The organism is Natrinema amylolyticum (genome assembly GCF_020515625.1).
In the GTDB taxonomy this organism is placed as follows: Archaea; Halobacteriota; Halobacteria; order Halobacteriales; family Natrialbaceae; genus Natrinema; species Natrinema amylolyticum.
In genome coordinates this window covers 420,580-441,635 of record NZ_JAIWPJ010000003.1, presented here as the reverse complement: position 1 = coordinate 441,635, position 21,056 = coordinate 420,580, and the positions used below count along the sequence as shown (strand labels likewise).

Annotated in this window: 16 protein-coding genes and 1 tRNA gene; 12 read left to right on the top strand and 5 right to left on the bottom strand. The window is 66.3% G+C overall.

The window, feature by feature from the left end:
• Positions 1–324: 324 nt before the first annotated feature.
• The 3 genes from LDH66_RS17810 to LDH66_RS17800 all read right to left on the bottom strand — a co-directional run bounded on the left by LDH66_RS17810 (position 325) and on the right by LDH66_RS17800 (position 5,051).
• Entirely contained in the window at positions 325–2,778 is a 2,454-nt protein-coding gene (locus tag LDH66_RS17810; RefSeq protein ID WP_226482426.1) for a DUF2309 domain-containing protein, read from the bottom strand.
• On the bottom strand, positions 2,768–4,264 hold the full coding sequence (locus LDH66_RS17805) for a proton-conducting transporter transmembrane domain-containing protein (RefSeq protein WP_226482425.1): 1,497 nt from the start codon (positions 4,262–4,264) through the stop codon (positions 2,768–2,770). Before LDH66_RS17805 ends, LDH66_RS17810 begins: the two co-directional genes overlap by 11 nt.
• A 325-nt stretch (positions 4,265–4,589) precedes the next feature.
• Positions 4,590–5,051 (bottom strand): Lrp/AsnC family transcriptional regulator, encoded by a 462-nt coding sequence (locus tag LDH66_RS17800; protein ID WP_226482424.1) that lies wholly within the window; start codon positions 5,049–5,051, stop codon positions 4,590–4,592.
• 84 nt (positions 5,052–5,135) lie between these two features.
• Between LDH66_RS17800 and LDH66_RS17795 the strand changes: the two genes are divergently transcribed.
• The 6 genes from LDH66_RS17795 (at position 5,136) to LDH66_RS17770 (ending at position 9,484) form a co-directional block, all read left to right on the top strand.
• Positions 5,136–5,354 carry a hypothetical protein gene (locus tag LDH66_RS17795; RefSeq protein WP_226482423.1) on the top strand — a complete coding sequence of 73 codons (219 nt, stop codon included), beginning with the start codon at positions 5,136–5,138 and terminating at the stop codon, positions 5,352–5,354.
• 108 nt (positions 5,355–5,462) lie between these two features.
• Positions 5,463–5,657, top strand: a complete 195-nt coding sequence (locus LDH66_RS17790; protein WP_049951623.1) for a cold-shock protein — start codon at positions 5,463–5,465, stop codon at positions 5,655–5,657.
• 111 nt (positions 5,658–5,768) lie between these two features.
• Positions 5,769–6,134: a cupin domain-containing protein gene (locus tag LDH66_RS17785; protein ID WP_226482422.1), complete on the top strand. Its 366-nt coding sequence runs from the start codon at positions 5,769–5,771 to the stop codon at positions 6,132–6,134.
• A 63-nt stretch (positions 6,135–6,197) separates the two neighbouring features.
• Positions 6,198–7,307: a FecCD family ABC transporter permease gene (locus LDH66_RS17780; RefSeq protein ID WP_226482421.1), complete on the top strand. Its 1,110-nt coding sequence runs from the start codon at positions 6,198–6,200 to the stop codon at positions 7,305–7,307.
• Positions 7,307–8,164, top strand: a complete 858-nt coding sequence (locus LDH66_RS17775; protein WP_226482420.1) for an ABC transporter ATP-binding protein — start codon at positions 7,307–7,309, stop codon at positions 8,162–8,164. The genes LDH66_RS17780 and LDH66_RS17775 overlap by 1 nt, the downstream gene beginning before the upstream one ends.
• Positions 8,165–8,341: 177 nt before the next feature.
• Entirely contained in the window at positions 8,342–9,484 is a 1,143-nt protein-coding gene (locus LDH66_RS17770; protein ID WP_226482419.1) for an ABC transporter substrate-binding protein, read from the top strand.
• A gap of 16 nt (positions 9,485–9,500) precedes the next feature.
• On the opposite strand, the gene LDH66_RS17765 is transcribed toward LDH66_RS17770, so the two are convergent.
• Positions 9,501–11,858 (bottom strand): methyl-accepting chemotaxis protein, encoded by a 2,358-nt coding sequence (locus LDH66_RS17765; RefSeq protein WP_226482418.1) that lies wholly within the window; start codon positions 11,856–11,858, stop codon positions 9,501–9,503.
• Positions 11,859–12,036: 178 nt separating this feature from the next.
• On the opposite strand from LDH66_RS17765, the gene LDH66_RS17760 reads away from it, so the two are divergent.
• Both LDH66_RS17760 and LDH66_RS17755 read left to right on the top strand, forming a co-directional pair.
• A complete protein-coding gene (locus tag LDH66_RS17760; protein ID WP_226482417.1) occupies positions 12,037–14,103 on the top strand; it encodes a DEAD/DEAH box helicase in 2,067 nt (688 codons plus the stop codon).
• A gap of 148 nt (positions 14,104–14,251) precedes the next feature.
• Positions 14,252–14,989 (top strand): DUF7504 family protein, encoded by a 738-nt coding sequence (locus LDH66_RS17755; RefSeq protein ID WP_226482416.1) that lies wholly within the window; start codon positions 14,252–14,254, stop codon positions 14,987–14,989.
• Positions 14,990–15,010: 21 nt separating this feature from the next.
• Here LDH66_RS17755 and LDH66_RS17750 read toward each other — a convergent pair whose 3' ends face one another.
• Positions 15,011–15,265, bottom strand: a complete 255-nt coding sequence (locus LDH66_RS17750; RefSeq protein ID WP_226482415.1) for a pro-sigmaK processing inhibitor BofA family protein — start codon at positions 15,263–15,265, stop codon at positions 15,011–15,013.
• 157 nt (positions 15,266–15,422) lie between these two features.
• Here LDH66_RS17750 and LDH66_RS17745 point away from each other — a divergent pair.
• The 4 genes from LDH66_RS17745 to fdhF all read left to right on the top strand — a co-directional run bounded on the left by LDH66_RS17745 (position 15,423) and on the right by fdhF (position 21,009).
• Positions 15,423–15,495, top strand: a tRNA-Pro gene (locus LDH66_RS17745).
• 226 nt (positions 15,496–15,721) lie between these two features.
• The gene (locus LDH66_RS17740; RefSeq protein ID WP_226482414.1) at positions 15,722–15,883 is read left to right on the top strand and encodes a hypothetical protein; all 162 of its coding nucleotides are present in this window, start codon (positions 15,722–15,724) and stop codon (positions 15,881–15,883) included.
• A gap of 168 nt (positions 15,884–16,051) precedes the next feature.
• A complete protein-coding gene (locus tag LDH66_RS17735; protein ID WP_226482413.1) occupies positions 16,052–17,632 on the top strand; it encodes an NADH-ubiquinone oxidoreductase-F iron-sulfur binding region domain-containing protein in 1,581 nt (526 codons plus the stop codon).
• On the top strand, positions 17,629–21,009 hold the full coding sequence (gene fdhF / locus LDH66_RS17730; protein ID WP_226482412.1) for a formate dehydrogenase subunit alpha: 3,381 nt from the start codon (positions 17,629–17,631) through the stop codon (positions 21,007–21,009). Before LDH66_RS17735 ends, fdhF begins: the two co-directional genes overlap by 4 nt.
• Positions 21,010–21,056: the final 47 nt, after the last annotated feature.

The window sequence follows — 21,056 nt, the reverse complement described above, 5'->3', positions numbered from 1 at the left end:
GGTGGTACGCTTTCGATATCCGGAACGGGAGAGAGAACTGAACACTCGCTTCGATAACTTCGTGTGCCAACATTTTGCTCTGCGCTCCCTCGCTTCGCTCGGTCGCTCGGCAAAATGTTGATTAAAAGCACTCCTCCCTCCCCTACGGGTCAGTCGTCGGCCCGCTCGCTCCCTTCGGTCGCTCGCGGTGAGTGCACACTGCTCCGCCTGTACTTACCGCGATCTTCACATCTCAGTTCGGAAAAAAGCGTGCTACTAGCTACTGCGACGACAGTGCCGAGTCGTGAAGACGGCGAACCTGATTGCTCCTCGAGCCTCGAGCCGTCAGTCGTCGGCCGCCGACGTCGGGGTCGGTGTCGCGGTCTCCGCCGCGGGCACCGTCTCGGCGTCGGCCGCCCACTCGAGGTCGCCCGCGTAGCGGAAGGTCGCGTTCTCCTGCTCGGGGTCGATGACCGTCAGATCGCCGATCCAACCGTTGTCGAGCAACTGCGTGACGTCCTCGTGCTCGCGGAGGATCTCGGTCACGCGCTCGAGCGGCGCGTGAATCACGGCGGTCAGCCGCAGCGGCTGATGGAACGGTCGCTCGTCGTCGAGCTTGAGCGATTGCAACGGCAGCCCGGTCAGCAGGTCCCCGCCGTTGCCTTGCACGACGCCGACGTTTCCCACCGGATTCTGGGTGACCTTCGAGCCGCTGCCGTAGACCGCGTTGTCCACGGTCGCGAAGTAGTACTGGTTGTTGATCCACTGGGTGACCACGAGCGGACCCGTCAGGATCGCCTCGAGCGCGTCGCCGTCCGGATCGACGGACCAGTCGTAGGAGTGGAGGAACGCGCGGCCGTCGAGATTCCGGTCGGCGGTCAGTTCGCGCGGCCCGATGACGAACGAGGCGTTGCCGGCCAGCCCCCACTCGGGGCGGGTCTCGGCCCAGTCGGCCGCCTTGCGCTCGACCTCGTCGACTGCCGTCTCGCCGTCGGCCGACGCGGTGCGCTCGGCCGCGGCCCCGGCGCGGGCGCGGGAGAGGTCCGCACGGAGGGACTCGAGGTCCTCGGCGTGGCTCTCGGGCACGTCGTGGTCGAACAGCGTGATCTCGTCGGTCGTCGTGTTGTGTTCGCCCGCGAGGAAGACGGTGTCCTCGGGAATGTCGATCCCGCGCTCGCGGAGCGTCGCCCTGACGTCCGGATCGTTACAGATCGCCGCGAGGACGCGAGCGTTGGGGCCGCCGGGGCTGCCGGCGCAGGCCCCGCAGTCGAGGCTCGAGCCGAAGGGGTTGTTCGTCGTCTCGCTGGCGTGGCCCGCGAAGACGACCAGCCGGGCGAACTCCGTCCAGCCCATGAGTTCGAAGGCCGTCTGTGCGTACTCGACTTTCTCCTCGTGGCTCAGCCCCTGCGGGAGGTCGTGGTCGGCGTGGTCGTGATCGTCGTACGAATCGTAGTCGACGGCGGGCGCGGCGGCCTCGTGGCGGCTCGGGACGTGCTCCGCGATAGCGGACTCGAGCGCGGCGACCGTCGACGGCGACAGCGTCCGTGCGGCCATCGCCGAGCCGTAGGCGCTGCCGGCCCCCTCGACGAAGGTGAACGCGGCGACGAGGTTCGACTTGAGCGTTTTGAAGTGTTTGCGGGCCGCCGTGGCGAGACCGGTCCACTGCTCGCGGGCAGCGGCCGCCTCGGTGTCGGTGGGCCGATCGACGATCCGGTGTTCGGGCTCGACGATCGGCGGGCAGGCGTCGGTGTCGGCCGCGGCCTCGTAGCCGCGGTGGCGCATCGGTACGCCGAAAAAACCCGCGTAGCCGTGGGTCTCGTAGGGGCCTTGGGCCTCGATGTGACGGCGGATCACCTCCGAGCGAGTGTCGATACAGAACACGAGCTGGGCGGCCGGTCGGTCGCCGTCGCTGGCGTCCGCGGGATCGGTCACGTCGTCGATCCCGTCGAGGAGCCGCTCGCGGTAGCTCTTCTCCCAGGCGGTCAGCCAGATCTCGGGCAGGGGAACGTCGCCGCCGTCCGCGTCCGGTTCGCCGGTGCTAGTCCCGTCGGCGAGGTCGATCGGCGCGTCCAGCAGGTCGGCGAGCGTCAGCCGCACCGCGAGGTACTGCGTCAGCGTGATCGGGTACGCCCCCTGCCACGGGTCGGCGTCGTCGTCGATCCGCTGCGTGACGAACCCGCTCCAGCCCGGGAGGGCGGCGAGGTTCGCTTCGAGGATCTCGACCCAGCGCCCTTCGGGGTACTCGCCCAGCACCGCCTCGAGCGCCTCGGTCGCCGTTTCGGGCAGGTCGTCGGCGTCGGCGGGGCCGGGGACGGCGCCGTCGTGGGGAGCCACCGCGCGCCAGGCCCGATAGAACCCGTCCTCGCGGTTGGGCATCGGCCACTTGGCCTGCCCCTCGTCGAGGAAGGCCGCGAGCCACTTCGAGAGGACCCGGTCGACGGCGTCGGTCGCGTCGTCTGGCTCGGCGGCGGCGCGTTCCGATTCGGCCGCGGCCATCTCCTCGAGGAGCGTCTCGGGATCACGGTCGATGCCGTGGGCCTCGAGTTCCGTCCGGAGCGTTTCGGGGTCGATTCGACCCGACTCCCAGGCGCGGCGGAAGACCGACGGGTGGGGGTAGCCTCGGCCGCCGAACAGCTCCTCGGCCTCCGCGACGGCCCGGTTGAACGGCTCGTCCTCGAACCCCGAGAGGGGGTTGGCCGTGACGAACGAGTGCAGCGGCCAGACCGAGCCGATGCGCTCGGCCGCGCGGTCGATGCTCTCTGCGATGCGACGGGCGTCGTCGGATTCCTTACGCGTCATTGTATTCCTCCGTGTTGGTGAGGACGGTCGACGGATCGGGTTGAGAGACGTTCAGCAGGGCGACGTAGAGGCGCTCGCTCGAGCGATACCAGCCCAGTTCCGTCACGAGATACGTCCCGACGAAGAGGGCGACGACGAGGTAGTGGACGACGGTCATCTCGGTCGAAACGTGGGTCATCGGGACGCCGGACAGCATCGACGAGACGGCGTTGAACATCACGGCGTAGCCGCCGATGGCGGTCAGGACGATGAGCGGGACGCTGACGAACCTGACCGTCGTCGGCAGGGTCGAGCGCCGGAGGATATCGCGAGCCGCGGTCAGCGTCGTCAGGACCACGACCAGCGTCAGAATCGTCCCGCTGTTCAGCGTCAGGCTCGTCGCCTTCCCGGTGAGGACGCCGAAGAGGACGCCGCCGCCGACGGCCGTCACGAGGCTGACGGCGATCCCCGGGAAGCCCAGTTCGGTGTGGCCCGCGTCTTTGGGAGCCGCACGCTCGACGCCGGCTCCCGACGAGAGGAAGAGATACGCCTTGTAGAAGCCGTGGAGGATGAGGTGAGCGATCGCCGCGGCGAAAAAGCCCAGCCCGCACTGCAGTATCATAAAGCCCATCTGAGCGATCGTCGAACTGCCGAGCTTGCGCTTGACGTCCGTCTGGACGAGGATCATCGCCTGGCCGAGCAGGGCGCTGACCGCGCCGACGAGGACGATCGCCGACATGACGACGATCTCGGCGGCGACCACCGGGGCGAACCGGGTCAGCAGGACCCCGCCCGCGTTGACGAACCCGGCGTGCATCAGGGCCGACGCCGGCGTCGGCGCGGTCATCGACGACAGCAGCCAGCCGTGGAAGGGAACGAGCGCCGATTGGATGATCGCCGCGAGGACGATTCCTCCGGCGGCGACGAGGACGGTCGTCCGAGAGACGGTCTCGAGCCCCGCGAGGACGCCGGTGAGCGTCGTCGCGCCGGTCGCCCAGACGAGCAGCGCCACGGAGCCGGCAAGCAGGGCGCTGCTGGCGAGGAAGTAGCGGCGGGCGACCCGGCCGGCGGCCCGGGCCTGTGGCCAGTCGCGAACGTGGCCGATGAGTCCGGCCAGCAGCAGTCCCATCGCCAGCCACGCGGCCACGAACAGCGCGACGTGATTCGCCGCGGTCATCGTCATGACGGCGAGGGTAAAGCCGAACACGCGGCCGAAGAACCGCTCGATGTCGCGGTCGCCGGCCATGTAGCGCCGCGAGTAGCTGTGGACGATCCCGCTGAAGAACGTGACCACGACCCACATGACCGCGGTCAGCCCGTCGATCCGTAGGAGCGTCGAGAGTTCCCAGGCGGTCCCCCCTCGAACCGCCAGCGCGAGAACGCCGAGACTGGCCAGAAAGAGCGCCCAGACCGTCCAGGTCGACGCTCGCGGTACGGCCGAACGCGGCGGCGTCGGTTCGGGGCGCTGTGCGACGTCGTCGTCGATCGTTGCTGTGTCCTCGGTCATGTGTCGGTAACGTCGACCAGCGCGGGACCAGGTCCCGTCGCGACGTGTCGTTTGCGGTAACACTTGCTCAACTGGTCGTATCTACCCCATATATGAACAGAACGGTTATTATAGCCTTCGGTTCGAACAAATCGTTCGTCAGCCAGTAACACAGAAGATCATTATAAATGGGGAACGGACGCGAGAACGCCGAGCGGACGGCTTTCGATCGGAATCGTACGGCCGGATCGGAACTGTACGGCCCCGAACTCCGGCCGTCGGTGCGAGGACCGCGAGCTCGCCCCGCCGACGCTTCGTCGGGAGCCGGCTCTCGTCGCTCGCCGCGTTAGGAAGAGAACTCGTCGAACGACGTCGACTGGTGGCTGCGAACGAGGACTTCGTCGGTGATCGCCAGTCCCATGTCCGCGATCTCCTGTGCGATCGGAGTGACGTCCCTGTCGTTCTCGCCGACGATAGTCACCAGAAGGTTCTGCTCGCCGGTCACCAGTTCCTGCACCGAGACGACCCCCGAGATCGCGAGTAGATCGTCGATGTATGCTCCCCGTTCGGGGATCGGCGCCGTACAGAAGAGCAGCATCCGGATCGGATAGCCAGACTTCGTGTAATCGATGTTCGCGCTGTAGCCCTTGATGACGCCCTCCGACTCCAGTCGCTGAATGCGCTTGCGGACTGTACTCGAGGAGGCGTCGGTCCGGTCGGCGATCTCGCTCGAGGAGAGGTTTCGCGCCTCCTCCTGTAACGCGTAGAGGATCTCTCGGTCGACCGCGTCGAGCTCGTACTCCGTCATACGGTCCCGTTGGCCGTGACGACTATAAGGAACTTCGGCTGACAAAACTCCGAATACTTATACTCGGAGCCGAAAGGGACTCGCATGCGAGAGCGCCTCGAGTCGGATCTCGGCTTCTACTACGCCGTCGGAGTCTTCATTATCGCGGTCTTCGTCGTCGGTCTGGCGGCCTTCGCCGTCCTCAACCCCGGCGGCATCGGGACCGTCGAACTCGTCGGTCTCTCCGGCGGGTTCTTCCTGTTCATGGTCGTCTACTTCATCGCGATTTCAGTCCAGCGATTGGAAGACGGCGACAGCATTTGAACCGTCAGAACGGCCGATAACGCCTCGATCGAGCCGGAACCGGACAGCCGGCCTGAGGATTTACAAGTCGCAGTCTTTATACGTACCGACCGCTTCCCTTTAGAAGCAATGGCGAAAGGAACCGTTGATTTCTTCAACGACACTGGCGGCTACGGATTCATCGAGACTGAGGACGCGGACGACGACGTGTTCTTCCACATGGAAGACATCGGCGGCCCGGACCTGGAAGAAGGACAGGACCTCGAGTTCGACATCGAGCAGGCCCCGAAGGGTCCGCGCGCGACGAACGTCGAGCGCCTGTAAGGCGGAATTCGTAACGGTATCGGCACTTGACTGCAGTATTTTACACCGGTGAGCGACTGCGCTCGCGGTACTGACACTGACTTTTAGTAGCGGCGGCGCTCACTCTCCGGTATGACCGAGCCGCTGCTCCGACGGAGCGACGAAATCGAGTACGAGACGGTCGACGCCGCCGACGGCCTCGAGAAGGGCGTCCTGATCGCCGATGACCACGGCGCGCCGACCTTCGCGATTCGGCGGTTCGTCCTCGAGCCCGGTGCCGAAGTGCCGAAACACACTAACGAAGTCGAACACGAACAGTACGTCCTCGAGGGCGAGTACACGGTCGGAATCGATGGTGAGGAGCACACCGTCGAGTCGGGCGACTCGCTGTTGATCCCGGCCGGGACGGTTCACTGGTACCGCAACGAGGGCGACGAGCCGGGCGCGTTCATCTGTGCGGTTCCCAACGGGGACGACGAGATCGACCTGCTCGAGTGACTCGGTAGCACACCGTCTCGCAACCGCAACTTCTATAGGTATTTTAGGCAAACCTAAACGCCAATGGGAGAAGCGCAGTCGGTCGGCGAGCGCGCGTCCGCTCGTGAGCGGGAGGGATGGGTAACGGGGGCGCTCGTCCTCTTCTGTCTAGCGAGTACGGTCGTTACCGTCGTCGCCGGGCTCATACAGGTGAGTTTCGGGGAGTATTCAATGACGTTGATCGAGGCCTGGAGGGCAGTCTTCAACCCCGCAGTGATCTTCAATCTCGACGCCTGGTCGGCGTTCCTCTTCGGGACCGAGCGGCCGGAGATGAGCACCGGGAGCATCGTCGTCTGGAACCTCCGGCTACCGCGGGTGTTCGTCGGGATCATCACCGGTGCGACGCTCGCGGTCTCTGGCGCGATTTTCCAGGCCGTGACGCGAAACGAACTGGCGAGCCCGTTCATTCTCGGGGTCAGTTCCGGCGCTGGATTCGCCGTTCTGGCGACGCTCGTCGTCTTCAGTGGCCTCGCACCGTTCCTGCCAGTGATCGCCGCTCTGGGCGGGACGATCGCGTTCGGGATCGTCTACGCGATCGCTTGGAAGGGCGGAACGAGCCCCATTCGACTCGTGCTCGCGGGCGTGATCGTCAACATGGTCTTCCAGTCGCTCCAGCAGGGGCTGTTCTTCTTCGCGGACGATCTGGGCGTCGTCCAGACGGCGATCGCCTGGATTACGGGCTCGCTGACGGGGACCGGCTGGGAGGAGGTCCGGATCGCTCTCCTGCCGGCGATCATCTCGATCGTAATCGCACTCGCCGGTGCGCGGCAACTGAACGTCCTGATGCTGGGCGAAAACACCGCCCGGTCGCTCGGGATGCGCGTCGAACGGGTCCGATTTTTCCTCTCGGGCGTCGCTATTCTGGCCGCCAGCGTCGCAATCGCCGTCGCCGGCGTCGTCAGCTTCTTCGGCCTCGTCGTCCCCCACATCGTCCGGAACACGGTCGGCGGCGACTACCGCCGACTGATGGTCGGCTGCGTCTTCGCCGGGCCAGCGCTGATGGTCACGGCCGACGTCGGCGCGCGGCTCGCGCTGGGAGGACCACAGATACCGGTCGGCGTCGTCACCGGACTGATCGGCGGCCCGTACTTCCTCTATCTGATGCGCAAACAACAGTCGATGGGTGAGATATAATGGCACGTACACAGCGAGACACCGACCGAGAACAGACCCGGATCACCGACGACAACGGAGACGAAGTCGAGAGCGCACTGGTCGGCGACGGTCTCGAGCTCAGTTATCCCTCGAGCGAGGAGACTATCGTCGACTGTGAGCGCCTCGATATCCCCGAAGGGGCGGTCACCGCCCTCGTCGGCCCGAACGGAAGCGGGAAGAGTACCCTCCTCAAAGCGCTCTCGAATCACCTCCAGCCGGACGTCGGCACGGTTCGGATCCACGACGAGGATCTCGACTCGTTCAGCCAGACGGAACTGGCCCGCGAAATGGGCGTCCTCTCCCAAGAGAACGATTCGCTGGGCTCGATCGCGGTCGAAGACCTCGTCTATCACGGTCGCTATCCACATCGAGGATTCTTCGATAGCGTCAGCGAGGAAGACCACCGGGCGGTCGAACGCGCGATCGACCTCGCCGGGATCGAACACATCCGACACACCGAGCTGGGGCAGCTGAGCGGCGGACAGAAACAGCTGGCCTGGATCGCCATGGTCCTCGCACAGGACACGGACGTGCTGTTGCTCGACGAACCGACGACGTTTCTCGACGTTCACCACCAGTTCCGTGTCCTCGAGACGATCCGCCAGTTGAACGAGGAGAAAGGAGTTACCGTGGCCGTCATCCTCCACGACATCTCGCAGGCGGCCCGCTTTGCGGACTATCTGGTTGCGATGTGTGACGGCGAACTGTACGACTGGGGGCCGCCCGAAGAGGTGGTGACCGAACAGTTGCTCGCGGACGTCTTCGGTGTCGAGGCCACCGTCGAGTACGAACCCGAGTTGCAGGTCCTGCCGAAGCGAGCGCTCCCCGAGCGGTGACATCCGGACGAGAGTGTAGCGGATTTTACCGGACAGTCGATCGGTGGATCGTAGCGGCTATCGCCACGGGAGGCTCGTCGCCTCGCGAGTGCAGCGTCGACGGGCCGCTCGCATGGCCGAGCCACCGATCCCATCGGTTCGGAACATTTTTGTTGGTTTAGGGCTGCCTAAATACTGATGAGTGATGAACTTCGCGTGACGAGACGGACCGTTCTTCGAACCGGTGGCGCCGTCGCCGGCGGTAGCGTACTGGCCGGCTGTACGGGTGGCGGCAACGGAGACGGCGGGAACGGGAACGGAAATGGGAACGGAAACGGCGGCGACGCCGGTGGCCCGTACTCGGTCTCGATGCAGCCGGTCGGCGAGATCGAGTTCGAGTCGGTCCCCCAGACGTGGGCCGCCGGCACCGCGGATTGGGCCGACATGGGGATCGCACTGGGTCAGGAGCCGCCGGCGGCCCTCTATCTCACGCGGCGGCTCCATACGGGGTACTACGAAGACATTCCCGACGTGAGCGTCGATCCGGACGAGATCGATTCGCTCTGGGACGACGAGCTGACGCGCGAAGAGTTCCTGAGCCTTGCCGAAGACGTAGATCTCTTCGTCATGGATCCGAAATTCCTCAAGGGACGAGCCGGCTGGAGCGACGACGACATCGAACAGATCGAAACGACGGGGACGCCGTTCTTCGGGAACAGTATCACCTCTCGGGACTACTCGTGGCATCAGAACTACGACTACCTCACGATGTACGAGGCCTTCGAGAAACTCGCCGAAGTCTTTCAGGAACAGGAGCGCTACGACGAGTTCGAGACGCTGCATGACGACTTCCAGTCGGAACTCGAGAACGTCGTTCCCTCGAGCGACCGACCTGAGGCTGCAGTCCTGTACCCGCAGATAGAGGACGACTCGTTCCTCCCCTACGTCATCGACGAGTCGACGAGTTACAAACACCTGCGGGACCTCGGAGTCGAGGACGCGCTCGCGAACTCCGACGTCGAGGACTTCCACGCCACTCGCGGCGGGATCGACTACGAGACGCTCCTCGAGGTCGATCCGGAGTACATCCTGCTTCGCACCGAGCAATACCTCACCGAGGAGGAGTTCCAGCAGAACTTCGTCGAACCGATGGAAAACCACAACGTCGGCCAGGAACTGACGGCCGTCCAGAACGGCAACATCTCCAAGACGCTCCCGTTCTATCAGGGCCCGATCATTAACCTCGTCGCCACTCAGCGGCTGGCCCAGCAGCTCTACGGCGTCGAGGATGCCCTGTTCGACCCGCAGCAAGTCAGCGACATCGTCAACGGCGACTTCTGACCGGCCGTTCCCTGGATTACTGCGGTTTCTGCCAGTCGAATTCGCCGTCAGCGGACGGTTCGTCCGGGCTCTCGGTCGCCGCCGAATCGACCTCGTAATCGTCGGCCGCGGGCAGTTCGTGCTGGGACTCACCCAGCGTACCGATCGCCACGGCCTCGGTCGGCTCGGAGGCGACCTCGAACGACGAGAGCGCGTCGGAGAGGTCCCGCGCGCGGTCGGAGAGCGACGTCGCGGTGTGGGAGACCTCGACGAGCGACGAGGTCTGTTCTTCGGCGGCCGCCGCGACCGTCTCCGCCTCGGCGCTGGTCTCCTCGCTGATCGCCGTCACGTCGTCGGTCATCGTCACTACCTCCTGAGTCGCGCCGGCCTGCTGTTGGGTCGCCGCCGAGATCTCCTGTACCCCGTCGTTCGTCTCCTCGGCGTACGCCGAAATCTCCTCGAGGGCCGCGACCGACGACTCGACCGCACTCCGGTGGTCGGCGATCCGCTCGTTCGTTCCGCGGACCACGGTCGCGACCGCCGCCGTCTGCTCGCTGACCTGCTCGAGGCGACGCTCGATGTCGGTGGCGGCCTCCTGGGTCTCCGTGGCGAGGGACTTGACCTGATCGGCGACCGCCGTGAACTCCGCGTCCTCCGAACTCGAGCGCGCGGCCTCGATACTCGCGTTGAGCGCGAGCATGTTCGTCTCCTTGGTCACGTCGCCGATGAACTCGAGGAGGTCGTCGATCGCGGCGATTTCCTCCTCGAGTCGGGCCACCTCCGCGACGGCGTTGTCGGCCTCTCGCTCGATGGCGTTCATGCCGTCGATCGCACGGCGGGCGGATTGGCGGGCGTCCGCGCTCGTGGTGGCAGTCTGCTCCGCGAGGGTCGCGACCTGCGACGACGTCGCGGCGATCTGTTCGGTCGTCGTCGAGAGTTCGTTGATTTCGTCACTGATCGCAGCGAGCTGGTCGCTCTGGCGCTCGGCCCCGTCGGCGATCTGTTGAACGGACGTCGTCACCTGTTCGGACGCGGATCGGACTTCGACGACCCCGTCGGCCGTCGATTCGGCCGCGTCGTCGACCGCGTCGGCGAACGCTCGCGCCGCGGCCACCGTCGCTTCGATGTCGTCCATCATCGCGTTGAACGCCGCGGCCACCGTTTCCATGGCCTCGCTGTCGGCGTCCGCCTCGAGCCGCCGCGTGAGATCGCCGTCGGCGCAGGCGCGCATCGTCTCGCCGTACTCGTCGGCCGTCCGCTCGAGTCGCCGGGAGAACCGCTCGGACTCGGAGCGGGCCCGCTCGGCCTCGGCGCGGGCCGTCTCCGCCTCCTGAAGGCGGTCGCGAAGCGAGCGCCGCATCCGGTCGATCGATCGGTGGAGGTCGCCGAGCTCGTCGTGCCGGTCCGATTCGACCGGTTCGTCGAGTTTGCCGTCTTCGATCGCCGCAGCGCGCTCGGAGAGCGACCGCAACTCGCCGGCAGTGTTCCGGCCGACGGTCAGCCCGAGTACGACCATCCCCCCGAAGGTGACGGCGAGCATCGCGAGGATCCAGTTCGAAATCGTCGACTGGAGCGAGTAGGCCTGCGACGCGGGCACGCGGGTCGTCAGCGTCCAGTCCTCGTTGCCGACCGCCGCGTAGCCGACGACGGTCTCGTCGCCGTCTCCCTCGATCGACGTCGTCCCCGTTTCGTTCGAGACGGCCGCGGGCTCGAGGACGTCGTCTCGGAGGAGCAGCGAGCGATCCTCGGCGAGGACGACCGTGCCGGCCCCGTCGGTGACGATCACCTCGTCGGTCTCGTCGGTGCCGATCATGTACCGGGACAGCGACTCGAGATCGACCAGTCCGACGACGACGTGATCCGACTCCCCGGGGACCTGACTGACGGCGAGCATCGCGGGGCGGCCGTCCGCGGTTTCGAACGCCTCGGAGAAGACGACCTGTGAGTCGTCCGCGACCACCGTCGAGAGACGATCGTTGACCACCTCACTCAGACGGCCATCGTCGGTGAGGACCGCGTTCGTGCCGGCGTTGGCCTGGACATCGCCCGTCTCGGAGTCGACGTAGTACGCGCCCTCGAACGCGGTCCGGTCGTTCATCCGGTGCAAGGAGTCGGTGATCGCGATCCGATCGTCGCTGCGAAAGGCGACCGAACGGGGCAGCGATCCGAGATACCGTTCGGTCGACCGAAACCAGATATCGAGGCGGTCCGCGTCCTGCTGTGCATCGGTGACGAGTTGCGATTCGACATCGGACTGGAGTTCGGAACCGGTCTGTGCATATATACTGCCGCCGAACAGCCCCACGATGAGGACGATGACGACGAGCGCAGCGAGAAACCGCAACGCGTAGCTGCGACGAACGACCGGAATACCCTCCCACGGATTCGGATCCATCGGGTGGGACACTCGTCGGCCCCTCTATGTAAGTCGCTAAGAGTGGTATATATTCCTATAGATCACAATTACCTGACCGAACGTCTCAATTGTCGCTGTCGGCGAGACGACCGCGAGCGGTCGGGCGGAATCGGTCCAGTCCGAACCGCTGAAATACCGTCCCGCCCTAGTGGGGATCGTGTCGAAGCAGGTCCAGCAGGTCGAAACGATATTTTGTCACGAAACGGGTGACGACTATCTCGTCGTCGTCGAACGTGACGGCAAACGGCTGTTCCGCGCGAAACTCGGACTCTCGGAGACCTCGGCCGGCCCCCGCCCCGCGAAGTTCCGGCTCAAAGAGGGCTCGAGCGAAGAGCCGCGCCAGCCCGACGAGTTCGTCGAACTCGCCCGCCGAGCGAAGCGGCTCCGCATCTCCGAACAGACCTCCGCCGAAAGCCGTCGCGCCCTCCGAGAGATGTTCTCGGGCTACCAGCTCGAGGACAAGGTCAAGACCGTCCGGACCTGCCGGTACTGTGCCGGCGCGGGCCGGTACTCGCCGATTACGACCGAAACCGCGGTCAAGGACGACAATGACTGGATCTGCCGGGACTGCGCTCGACAGGAACTCGAGCGCCAGCTCTCCTTTTCGGGCGGGGGCGAGGTGTCGGGTGCCGCGAAGGACCGCTTAGAGGACCTCATGATGGAGGTCCAGGACTTGGAACGGATCGTCAACCTGCTCAAGGGCCAGCTCGATCCCGATCTGACGAAGTTCGATACCATCTCGGCGACGACCGACGAGGTCGACCCCGTCCGGACCGACTCGCTCTCCCTCCACCCCGGCCTGCAGAACCTGCTCGAGGACCGGTTCGATACCCTGCTGCCGGTCCAGAGCCTCTCCGTCGAGCACGGACTGTTCGACGGCGACGACCAGTTGGTCGTCTCCGCGACGGCGACCGGGAAGACCCTCGTCGGCGAACTGGCCGGGATCAATCGCGTGTTGAACAACAAGGGGACGATGCTCTTTCTCGTCCCCCTGGTCGCGCTGGCCAACCAGAAGTACGAGGACTTTCAGGACGAGTACGGCCACCTCGTCGACGTCTCCATTCGCGTGGGCGCGAGCCGCGTCGCCGACGAAGGCGAGCGGTTCGACCCCAACGCCGACGTCATCGTCGGCACCTACGAGGGAATCGACCACGCCCTGCGAACCGGCAAGGACATGGGCGACATCGGGACCGTCGTCATCGACGAAGTCCACACGTTAAAGGAGGAAGACCGCGGGCACCGTCTCGACGGCCTCATCTCGCGGCTCAAGTACACCTGCGAGCAGCGGGCGAAGCGCCGCGACGATTACGGCGGCGCGCAGTGGATCTACCTCTCCGCGACCGTCGGCAACCCCGAACAGCTCACCGAAGCGCTCGAGGCGACGCTCATCGAGTTCGAGGAGCGCCCGGTACCGATCGAGCGCCACGTCACCTTCGCGGACGGGCAGGAGAAAGTGAGGGTCGAAAACAAGCTCGTCAGACGCGAGTTCGACAGCGAGTCCTCGAAGGGGTATCGCGGTCAGACGATCATCTTCACCAACTCCCGGCGGCGCTGTCACGAGATTTCCCGAAAGCTCGACTACTCGGCCGCGCCCTACCACGCCGGCCTCGACTACAAGCGCCGCAAGGAGGTCGAGCGCAAGTTCGGCGATCAGGAACTCTCCGCGGTCGTCACGACCGCCGCGCTCGCAGCGGGGGTCGACTTCCCCGCCTCGCAGGTCATCTTCGACTCGCTGGCCATGGGGATCGAGTGGCTCTCCGTCCAAGAGTTCCACCAGATGCTCGGCCGCGCGGGCCGGCCGGACTACCACGACAAGGGGACGGTGTACGTCCTCGTCGAACCCGATACGGTCTATCACAACTCAATGGAGATGACCGAGGACGAAGTCGCCTTCAAGTTACTGAAGGGGGAGATGGAGTCGGTGATGACCCACTACGACGAGGCCGCCGCCGTCGAGGAGACGCTCGCGAACATCACCGTCGGCGGCAAGGCCGCCAAGGCGCTCAACGACCGCATGCTCGGCGAGGTCCCCACGAAACACGCCATCGGGAAACTCCTCGAGTACGACTTCATCGACGGCTTCGAACCGACGCCGCTCGGTCAGGTCGTCACCGAACACTTCTTAGAGCCCGAGCAGGCGTTCATGCTCATCGACGGCATTCGGAAGGACGCCCACCCCTACGAGCTGGTCGCGGACCTCGAGCTTCGCGACACCGAACTGTAGCGGTTCGGAGACTCGTCTCGGCGTCGTCCGCGAACTGTCAGTCGCGAGGTCCGACCGTTTTCGGAGAGCTATCACCGGCCAGAACGGTAAAGGATGAGAGGGAACAATCGGGTGCCAACGACGGGGAGACCGCCCCGACACTGTCACTATGGAACCGAGTACGCCAGCCGCGATCGATCCGCCAGCGAACGTCCTGCTCGTCCACTCGAGGCGCGAGGCGTCCGCCGCCTGCGAGGAGCTGTGTCGCGACGGCGGCGGCACGGCGCATCTGACGGTGACGTTCGCGGACGAGGAACCCGACCCGCCCGACGCGGAGACGGTCGACGGGAAACACGGGCTGCTCACCGTCGGTAGTGGTCCGACTGACGACACCGAGTCTGTACCGGACTTCACCGACCCGGTCGCCACCGACTCGGTGGCCGACCCGACCGACCTCTCGGAGATCGGCGTCGCCATCAGCCGGTTCTGCAAACAGTGGGCCGAAGCGGGCGACGACATCACGGTCTGTTTCGACTCGCTCGACGCGCTACTCCGACACGCCTCGCCGGACGACGTCTTCCAGTTCGCACACGTCCTCACGAACCGGCTCTCGAGCGTCGGCGCCCACACCCACTGTCACTTCGATCCGACGCGCCACGAGGATCGGGTCGTCTCCACGTTCGGGTCGATCTTCGACGCGGTCGTCGCCGATCCCGACGACGATGACGCCGACGACGGTGACGCTGACGACGATGATACAGACGATTCGAACGGGGAAGCGACCGACGAAGACGTCGCATCGCTGCTGGCCGAGTGGGACGAGGAGCCGACGACGGAACTCGCGTCCGATCCGGAGCCGGTCTCCGAAGCGACCGACGAGGAGATCGCACGGACGCTCGGGAAGTGAGCCGAGCCTCGAATCACGTTCTCAGGGCACGAAGGCGACACCGAACAGCGAGAGTGCGATGACGAGCACCGAGCCCGGGACGCCGCCGAGTGCGACGATCGCGATGACGATCGGCGTCACTGCGATCCCGAGGCCGAAGACGACCTGTGCGACGTACAACACCACCAGCCCGACCACCGCATTGACGATGAACGGGCTGGCAACCCGTACGATCCGCGCCGCGGCGAGGACGAGCACGAGCACGAGGATTAAAATCAGGATCTCGAGACCAGTCATAGCCGGCGTTACCATAGCGGTGGGGAAAACCGTTCGGACCGTTCCTATCGGCTGTGAATCCGAGGGGATCGGCGGGCGACGCGGCGGATTTCGCGGCCGGTTACGGCCGGCGGCATAACGAAACCCTTTATGACGTGCGACCGGTAGGGGGTAGTACGGGATCGTGGGTTAGCTTGGTATACTTCGGGCCTTGGGTGCCCGTGACCCCGGTTCAAATCCGGGCGATCCCATATATTACTGCTGGGAGCAAATCCGCGAGCAGCGGCGCTCTGATAGCGCCCGGATTCGGGGCAGACCGAGGACGATCGCGAGTGAGGCACTCGAGAAATGGTCGAAGTCGGGGGCACGATCCGACGGTCCTCTGCGGGGCGAGTTGACTTGGAAGACCTCGGCTCCCGCCTGAAAGGGACCACGAGGGTGAGAAAAACTATCCGTCGAGCCGGCGAACGAGGGGACATGTTCGGCGACCGAACACCGGCAGCAACGCCTCGAGACGAACCCGAGAGCGATCGACGCGGACGCGCGGTTCCCCTGGCGCTCGTCGCGCTCGCGATCGGTCTCGTCGCGGTAGTTCTCGGCCGTCGACGCCGTGAGCCGACGCTGGAACCCCCCTTCTGAGGAGGTCACTGTCGAATCATCGGCCGCCGGTCCGGAGAGCGGTCGGTCGACGCCACGGGACCGTCGGAACCGACCGTCGACTGCCGTCGCGGACCGACGCGGGGACCCGACCGCTCAGTAGCGATTCAGGCCGTGCCTTTTCCTACCGCGCTGTGGGACTGGTGGCCGATGGACGAATCGAGGGATTCGACTAGCGGCGATGCCGTCGTTCGCGTCGCCGGCGGATCGCGGAGCAGACGGCGGAAGCAACGCGCACTCGACGAGGTTCGTTCGGCGGCGACCGACGCTCGCGTCCTCGAGACGGGGCCGACGGGCGTTCGACGGCACGAACCGCTCGTCCTGCTGACCCGCGACGAGCGGACGGCGTTCGTCCCGGCGTCGATCGTGGGACGGCTCGAGTCGGTCGTGGAGACGTTCGAGCGGGGCGAACTCCCGACCGACGACGCCGTGGCGGTCGTCGAACACGATCCGGAGCCGGCGTCGCTCCCGACGCCGGCGGACGGCCCGCTCGCGGTGGGCCGGCGACGGGCCCTCGGCCGCTGTGGCTGGATCGAGCCCGCGTCGGTTCCCGACGAGTCGGCGGCCGAACTGGCGAGCGACCGGCCGGACGAGGCGCGGTCGCGCGTCCGTGATATCGGCCTGCTGGGCCGCGGCCGGGGGGACTGGAGCGCCGACGAACCCGTCGCCGAGGAGTGGGACCTCGCCCGCGACGCGGTCGACGAGGACGGCGCTCGAGAGCCGGTCGTCGTCGTCAACGCCAACGACAGCGACGACCGCAACGGGACCGACCGGACGCTGCTCGAGGCCGCGCCGGGCGAGGTGCTCGACGGGGCCGTGGCCGTCGCTGAACTGGTCGGTGCCGACGACGTCGTCGTCTACTGCAACGAGGCCGACGATCAGGGGCGCGAGCGCGTCCACGAGGCCGCGCGAACCGTCGCGGAGACGCTGGGCGACCGACTCGACCGGGAGCGACGCCCGGAGGTCGTCGTCGGCCCGAACCAGTACATCGCCGGCGAGCCGACGATGGCGCTCGAGGCGATGGAGGGGAACGACCGCCTCGAGGCGCGCCTCAGCCCGCCGTCGCCGGCCGAACACGGGCTCTACGGACGGCCGACAGTGCTTCACACGCCGCGAACGATGGCGCAGGTCCGGCGTGTGGTGCTCGCCCCCGAGGAGTTCGACGCCGACGACGCCGATCCGGGCACTCGCCTCGTCACCGTGACGGGCGACGTCGACGCGGCGGCGACCGTGGAGTTGCCGACCGGCGGAACTCTCGCGGACGTGCGCCAGGCGGTCGATCTCGAGGGACGGTTCAAGATGGCCTGTGTCGGCGGCCAGTTCGGCGGACTCACGCGGTCGCTCTCCCACTCCCCGTCGGCACCCGCTCTCGTGGGCGCTGGGCTCGGGACGGAGGGCGTGATCGAACTACTGAACGAGGAGCACTGCGTCCTCGCGACGGCCGGCCGACGGGCCCGCTTCGCGAAAGAAGAGAACTGCGGTCGCTGCGTCACTGGCCGCCAGGGAACGATCCAGCTCACTGAAATGCTTCGAGACATCTACGACGGGGAGTACGAGGACGCGACGATCCGCGAACTGACTCGCGTGATGGGCGAGACGTGCATGTGCGGCTTCGGTCGCTCTGCGGTCCGCCCGACCGTCACGGGGATGCGCGAGTTCGAACGGGAAGTGACCGCCCACGCCGAGGGTCGCTGTCCCAGCGGCGAGTGCGAAGTCGGAGGGCGAGGATGAGCGGTGAGGATCCCGCGAGTCACGTCGACGACGCGGAGACCGAGCGCCGGCCGACGCCGGTCGAGCGGGTCCCGTCGGTCCCCGACGTGACCGATCCGCGGCCGAGCACGCCGCTGACCGAACAGTTCGAGACCGGGACTGCCAACGACCCCGACGTCGGCACGGACGGCGACCGGATGACCCACCTCACGATCGACGGCACGCCCGTCGCGGTGCCGCCGGGCTCGACGATCATCGACGCGATCGAGTCGACGGAGCCGGCCGACGAGCTCGCGGCGCTCTGTTACTACGACCGAGACACGGAGCAGGCCGACGACATCGGTCCCCGAGGCGAGTGTCGGACCTGTACCGTCCACACGGACGAGCACGGGCTCGTGACGGCCTGCTCGTTCCCGGCCGAGGACGGCCTCACGGTCCGAACCGACGAGGACGCCGCGGCCGAGGCGCGGGACGTGAACCTCGATCTCCAGCTGTCGGGCCACAACCTCCGCTGTACGACGTGCGGACAGAACGGCCGCTGCGAGCTGCAGGACGCATCCATCGAACAGGAGGTCGAGGAGCCGCGGTGGGGAACCTTCGGGGACCGCGACGAGTACTACCCGCTCGACGACACCTCGCCGGCCATCCAGATCGACCGCAACAAGTGTATCCTCTGTAACCGCTGCGTCGAGGCCTGCAACGACGTGCAGGTCGAGGGCGTCCTCCGCATGGAGGGCAACGGCGACGATACGGAGATCGCTTTCCAGAACGGCGAGGATACGTTCGACGAGTCCACCTGCGTCTCCTGCGGTCACTGCGTCACCGTCTGTCCGACCGGCTCGCTGGTCGAGCAGGGGCTGGTCGACGCCTCGACGATGCCCCTGCCCGGATTCACCCAGGAGAACTCCATCGGGAAGGTCCTCGAGAGCCCGAAGGCGGAGACGGCCGACCAGACGGAGGCACCGAACCGCAACGTTCCCCGCGGCCGTCGCGAGACGGAGGTAGAAGAACTCTCGGGCGTCGCCCGCTACATGGCGAAGGCGAAAGAGCGGGCCGGAGACGCGAAGCGCCGCGCGAGGGATCGAGCGAAGCGGGTAGGCGATCGGACGATGAAGGAGGCCGAACACGCCGCCGAAGGGGTCGCTCTCAATACGATGTCGGCCGGCCAGTTGTTCGACGTCGCGACGACCGTCGGCGACGCGCGCCTCTCGCGGGTCACCAAGGCCGAAACCACCTGCAACTACTGTGCCGTCGGCTGCCGGTTCGAACTCTACGGCAAGGACAACGAGATCCTCGGCGTCCGGCCCGCCGACCCCGAGGCGACGCCGGCGAACGACTTCTCTACCTGCGTGAAGGGGAAGTTCGGCTACGACTACGTCGACGCCGACGACCGCCTCGAGAAGCCGCTGATCCGGAGGGAAGACGCCGGCGACGGGCCGGTCGGCCGCGACGGGTTCCGCGAGGCGACGTGGAAAGAGGCGCTCGACCGCGTCCACGAGGGGCTCTCGGACGTTCGAGACGAGCACGGGAGCGAGTCCCTCTCGGTTATCTCGTCGTCGAAGACGACGAACGAGGAGAACTTCCTCTGCCAGAAGTTCGCCCGGCAGGTGCTCGAGACACCCCACGTCGACAACTGCGCGCGGCTCTGTCACTCCTCGACGGTCGCGGCGCTCCAGCAGACGGTCGGCTACGGCGCGATGACCAACCGCATCAACGAGGACATCGGGGAGACGGACTGCTACCTCATCACCGGCTCCAACACGACCGAGTCGCATCCGGTGTTGGCCACGCGAATCAAGCAAAACGTCCGCGACGGCGCGGAACTCATCGTCATCGATCCGCGGGAGGTCGGGTTGGCCGAGCACGCCGACCAGTACATTCGGACGACCCCCGGCGAGGACGTGGCCTGGATGAACGGGATGATGCGGTACATCATCGAGAACGACCTCCACGACGAGGAGTTCATCGAGGAGCGGACGAAACACTTCGACGAGTTGAAGAAGAAGGTCGAGCCGTTCACGCCCGAGCAGGTCGAGGAGCTGACGGCCGTCCCCGCCGAGAAACTGAAGGAGGCTGCAGAGACCATCGCAACCGCAGACACCTGCATCTTCGGCTGGGCGATGGGGCTGACCCAGCACAACACCGGCACGCGGAACGTGCTGTCGATCGCCAATCTCGCGCTTCTGACGGGAAACGTCGGCAAGCCCCGGGCCGGCCTCTCGGCGTTCCGCGGGCAGAACAACGTCCAGGGCGGCGGGGGCGACATGGGACCGGCCCCGCACACGCTCCCGGGATACCAGGACCTCGGCGACGAGGAGGTACTGGACAAGTTCGCCGACGCGTGGGGAGAGCGCCCGCCCAACGAGATCGGGCTTCGGCTTCCGGAGATGTTCCACGCGATCAACGACGAGGAACTCCACGGTGTGTTCATCATGGGCGAGAATCCGGTCCTCTCGGAACCGGAGGTCGACAACGCCGAGCAGGGGTTGGAGACGCTCGACTTCCTCGCCGTCCAAGACATCTTCCTGACCGAGTCGGCCGAATACGCCGACGTCGTCCTCCCGGCCGCGTCCGCCGCCGAGAAGTCGGGGACGTTCACGAACACGGAGCGGCGCATCCAACGGGTCCGCCCCGCGGTCGAGCCGCCGGGGAAGGCGAAGCCGGACCTCGAGATCCTCCGCCAGCTCGCGAAGCGGTTCGGCTACGAGTGGGAGTACGAGACGGTGGCCGACGTGATGGACGAGATCAACGACCTCGTCCCGATCTACGGCGGGGTCACCTACGAGCGCTTGGAGGAGGAGACGAAGGGCATCCAGTGGCCCTGCTTCGACGAGGACGATCCGGGGACGCCGTACCTCTACGAGGACGAGTTCAACTTCGAGGACGGGAAGGCGCGGTTCGTCCCCGCCGACTACGCCCAGCCGCCGGACATGCCCGACGAGGAGTACCCGATCACGCTCTCGACCGGCCGGGTGCTCTACCACTGGCACACGGGCACGATGACTCGGCGGGTCGGCACCCTGATGAACCACGTTCCTGAGAGCTTCGTCACCATCCACCCCGAGATGGCCGAACAGTTAGACGTCGAAGACCAGGAGTACGTCCGCGTCGAGTCGCGCCGGGGGGAGATCATCGTGAAGGCGAACGTCGAGGACACCTCCGACCCCGGCGTCGTCTTCATCCCGATGCACTTCCCGCAGGGAGCGGTCAACACGCTCACCGAGCACGAACTCGACGCGACGTCGTACATCCCGCAGTACAAGGTGACGAGCGTCCGCATCTCGCCGCTCGAGATCGATCCCGAAGAAGCGACCGCGGACGTTCATCCGACGCCGGGCCAGCTCGAGGGACAGGACGGCGATCCCGAGGCGGTCGGCGGTCGAAGCAGCGACGACTGACGCGGCGGGAGACGGGGATCTTACACTTCACCTCGTGTCCGCGGAAC